At 62.6% G+C, this 4,004-nt stretch carries 4 protein-coding genes and 1 pseudogene; 2 read left to right on the forward strand and 3 right to left on the reverse strand.

Annotation, left to right across the window (positions count from 1 at the left end):
• The 3 genes and pseudogenes from AHiyo1_RS07580 to AHiyo1_RS07590 all read right to left on the reverse strand — a co-directional run.
• Window positions 1-537: alcohol dehydrogenase catalytic domain-containing protein (locus AHiyo1_RS07580; protein WP_148667498.1), on the reverse strand; the 537-nt coding region annotated here is incomplete at its 3' end.
• A 60-nt stretch (window positions 538-597) separates the two neighbouring features.
• Window positions 598-1,733 (reverse strand): annotated as a pseudogene (locus AHiyo1_RS28205) (aromatic ring-hydroxylating oxygenase subunit alpha).
• 44 nt (window positions 1,734-1,777) lie between these two features.
• Entirely contained in the window at window positions 1,778-2,974 is a 1,197-nt protein-coding gene (locus tag AHiyo1_RS07590; RefSeq protein WP_059388149.1) for an NAD(P)/FAD-dependent oxidoreductase, read from the reverse strand.
• A 232-nt stretch (window positions 2,975-3,206) separates the two neighbouring features.
• Here AHiyo1_RS07590 and AHiyo1_RS07595 point away from each other — a divergent pair, with 232 nt between their 5' ends.
• Both AHiyo1_RS07595 and AHiyo1_RS07600 read left to right on the forward strand, forming a co-directional pair.
• Window positions 3,207-3,557, forward strand: coding sequence for a bifunctional 3-phenylpropionate/cinnamic acid dioxygenase ferredoxin subunit (locus tag AHiyo1_RS07595; RefSeq protein WP_059388150.1), 351 nt, complete (start codon window positions 3,207-3,209; stop codon window positions 3,555-3,557).
• 50 nt (window positions 3,558-3,607) lie between these two features.
• Window positions 3,608-4,004, forward strand: a 397-nt coding sequence (locus AHiyo1_RS07600; protein ID WP_148667499.1) for an NAD(P)/FAD-dependent oxidoreductase, incomplete at its 3' end; no start/stop codon positions are given.

Raw genomic sequence — 4,004 nt, forward strand, 5'->3', positions numbered from 1 at the left:
CCGCTTGACCTCGCCGGTGTTGATGGCGGCACCGATTCCTGCCATCACGCCGCAGCCGAGCAGCCCGACGGCGGCGGGATCGACGTCGTCGTCCACTTTGGTGCACTGCCCGGCGGCTACGAGGGTCTTCTCCGCGAAGGCGCCGATCCCCAGTGCCGGGGTCAGTTCCGTGCCGTCCTCCAGGGTCATCTTCTGGGTGGCATTGTGCGTGTTGAAGCAGTACTGCGGCTGGCCCTTGGCACACGCCCGGCATTCCCCGCACACGGCGCGCCAGTTCAGGATGACCCTGTCCCCCGGCGCCACATCGGTGACGTCCGGGCCAACGGCGCTGACCACGCCGGTGGCTTCGTGGCCGAGCAGGATGGGGAAATCATCGGTGATGCCGCCCTGCTTGTAGTGCAGGTCGGTGTGGCAGACACCGCAGGTGAGGATGTCCACCAGCGCCTCCCCCGGACCAGGGTCCGGCACCAGGATGGTCTCCAGCGTGACCGGGGCGTTCTTTTCCTTGGCGATGACCGCTTTTACTTTATGAACCATTGGCTTGCGTCCCTTTCCTAGGTTCCGGGTTACTCGTTACGACGACAGACATTCCTCAGGCTAGCTGTCGGCGGGGACGTCGGCGATCTTGCTCGTGACCCAGCTGTGGAACGCCTCAATGTGGTGCTCGCTCGGTACCAGGACGCCGCCCTTGGCGTAGATCTTGGAGCCCATGGCCGGCTGGCAGCGTTCGCAGGCGTCGAAGTCCTGCTCGTTGACCCGGTGGAAGAGCTCCACCGAAGCGCTCACGTCCTTGCCGGATTCCACGACGCTGGGCAGGTACAGCCAGTCGCATTCGACGATCGTGTGGTCGGCAGCCAGCGGGAACATGCGGTGGATGATGACGTGGTCCGGAACAAGGTTGACGAAGACATTCGGCTTGATGGTCACTGCGTAGTACCGGCGGTCGTGGTCGTCGCCGACTCCGGGAATCCGATCCAGGCCTTCGGAACCATCAATCGTGAAGCCCTTGATGTCGTCACCGAACTCGGCGCCGTGGCCCACAAAATACTGCGCCGCCAGGCGTCGGCGAACTCGGGCAGGACTTCGGTGAGTTCGGGGTGGATCGTGGCGCAGTGGTAGCACTCCATGAAGTTTTCGATGATGAGCTTCCAGTTGGCCTTCACGTCGTACTTGATGCGCCGGCCAAGGCTCAGGTTCGCGATGTCATAGTCGTCGACAGCCCTCAGATCCCCTAGGCGCTCCTCGATCGCGCCCATGACGTCTTCTTCGAACGACGGCGGCTCATCCGCGAGGCTGACCCAGACGTAGCCCATGTATTCCCGGACGTGGACCTTGACCAGCCCGTATTCGTTTCGATCGATATCCGGCATCTTGGTGAGGTTCGGGGCCGCGATGAGCTTCCCCTCAAGATCGTAGGTCCAGGCGTGGTACGGGCACTGGAACGAGCGGTTGGCCTCGCCGGACTCCTCCATGCACAGCTTCACGCCACGGTGCCGGCAGATGTTGTAGAACGCGCGGATCTCTCCCTTGCGGGTGCGGTTGATGAGTACGCTCTCACGGCCGATCTGCACGGTTTTGAACGAGCCGGCCTTTTCCAGGTCCGCGGTCCGCACAGCGCAGAACCACATTTGTTCGAAGATGTGTTCCTGCTCGGCACGGAAGATGTCTTCACTGACATAAGTGTGGCCGGGGAGAGTGGGGATCAGGCTGGGGGAAACAACTTCAGTGGTCATGCTGACTCCTATTCAGTGATGAACGTGGTTGGCGCTCGAGAGGACTAAGGGGTTGCCAGGACGCGCGGGGCATTGCGGGCGTTGAGTTGCCGGCGCCAACGGGTGAACAGTCGCGGCTGGTTCACACCTAGTACGCCCACTGGTTCCTCGCCCCGGTAGTACACGGCCAGGAAGCTGTGGTTCTCGAGCTGCCCTGCCTCAATTTCGACGCGCTCCGCGTCCCGCGCATGGCCGGCGAACTGGAGCGTTACTCCGTACTGGTCCGACCAGAAGTACGGCAGGTTGAGCGGTTGGGGTGCTGCTGAGTGATCCAAGAGCCCTGTCACGGCAAGGGCGGCACGTTCCTGGGCGCCGCTCCAATGCTCCACGCGATGGTGCTGCCCGCTGCGTTCGTCGTACCAGGCCGCGCAGTCTCCCACGGCGACCACGCCGGGGACGTTTGTCCGTCCCATCGAATCGCACGTGACGCCGTCGTCGATCGCCAGCCCCGAACCGGCCAGCCACCCGACGTTGGGGACCGCACCGATTCCGAGAAGTACGACGTCGGCGGAACGGTACTGTCCATCGCTGAGCCGGACGCCGGTCACATTTCCTTCGTAGCTGTAATACGAGTCGATTCCCGTGTCACAAATCAGTTCCACTCCATTGATCCCATGGAGCGTGGCCATGACGCCAGCCATCTCCGGACCGATCGGAGCGCTTAGCGGGATCGGGCTCTTGCAGATAATGGTCACGTCCATTCCCAGGCCCTTGGCCGTTGACGCCACTTCCGCGCCGATGAAGCCTGCGCCAACCACCAACAGGCGGCCGCCCGGAACGAGTTCCGGAGCCAGGTCCTGCGCATCCTCGAGAGTCCGCAGAGTAAAGACGTTGGATAGGCCCGCAAGTTCGGGCAGGGTGCGGGCCGAAGCTCCGGTGGCGATCACGACGCCGTCGGCCACCACCGTGCGTCCGTTGCCTAGGGTGATGGTCCTGCTGGCCGCGTCAAAGCTCTTCGCAGGCGAGCCCAACAGCCATTCAGCCTGCAGGGGATCCGCCATTCCCCCCTCTTCCGCTTCCAACATCAAGTGCTTGATGCCGATCTTTCCTGCCAGGAACTCCTTGGACAGGGGCGGACGGTCATAGGGCCGCTGCTGCTCATCTCCAATGATGATCAGCCGGCCACAAAAACCCTGCGCGCGGGCAGCGCGGGCGGCGGAAAGTCCAGCCAATGATGCGCCCACGATGGCCAATGTTTCCATGGCTTCCTCCTCGTTGAGCCGTTCGAAATTTTATTGCGCATTACGCAACGAACTTCGTTATGCGAAACAGTGTGACGGCCTTCACATCGCGTGTCAAGCAATCTGCGCAGTAATTTCCACCTCTTGACAAGCCCCTGTGAGGTCCATCACTCTGTTGCGTATTGTGATCTTCGTTGATCATGAAACAACCACCCGCAGGTTTTCGACCAATCCGGTGAAAGAGGTTCGTGAGATGCACAGTGCTTGTCCGCTTAGCTCGTTGGCTCCGGGGGACGCGATTCGACTCGAGACGTCTCCGCCGATTGCCGTATTCCACACCGAAGAAGGCGAACTCTTTGCCCTCGACGACACCTGCACGCACCAAGACGCCTCACTCGCCGACGGCTGGGTGGAGGACTGCTGGGTGGAGTGCCCCCTCCATGCTTCAAAGTTCAATCTCCGCACGGGAGCCGCCGATGCGCCTCCCGCCAAACTGCCCGTCAGGGTCCACGAAGTCCTGGTAGTGGACGGCCAGATCATGGTCAAGGAATCCGAGGACGAGCCCAACCTGCCGCCCGGGTTGACCGTCGACGGCCACGTCTAGCTTCCGGCGAGCCCCAAACTTCGATACGACTTACCTCAGGAGCAACACGCATGTCCACATCACCCCGCGTCGTCATTATCGGAGCCGGCATCGTCGGCGCCAATCTTGCGGATGAGCTGTCCACCCGCGGCTGGACCAACATCACCGTGGTCGAGCAGGGCCCGTTGACGTTGGCGGGTGGCTCAACCTCGCACGCCCCCGGCCTCGTGTTCCAGACCAACGCCTCCAAGGCCATGACCGAATTCGCTTCCTACACCGTGGACAAGCTGCTCTCCCTCAGCGATTCCGGCGTCTCCTGCTTCAACCAGGTGGGCGGCCTCGAGGTCGCCACCACGCCAGGGCGCCTGGAGGACCTCAAGCGCAAGCTGGGCTACGCGGCGTCGTGGGGTGTGGAAGGCCGGCTCATCGATCCGGACGAGTGCGCCAAGCACTACCCGCTGCTCAACC

Source organism: Arthrobacter sp. Hiyo1, assembly GCF_001263615.2.
In the GTDB taxonomy this organism is placed as follows: domain Bacteria; phylum Actinomycetota; class Actinomycetes; order Actinomycetales; family Micrococcaceae; genus Arthrobacter.

Bases quoted from the DNA above. Each gene is read 5' to 3' on its own strand.
- AHiyo1_RS07590 (WP_059388149.1), bottom strand. From the start codon at position 2,974: ATGGAAACATTGGCCATCGTGGGCGCATCATTGGCTGGACTTTCCGCC.
- AHiyo1_RS07595 (WP_059388150.1), top strand. From the start codon at position 3,207: ATGCACAGTGCTTGTCCGCTTAGCTCGTTGGCTCCGGGGGACGCGATT.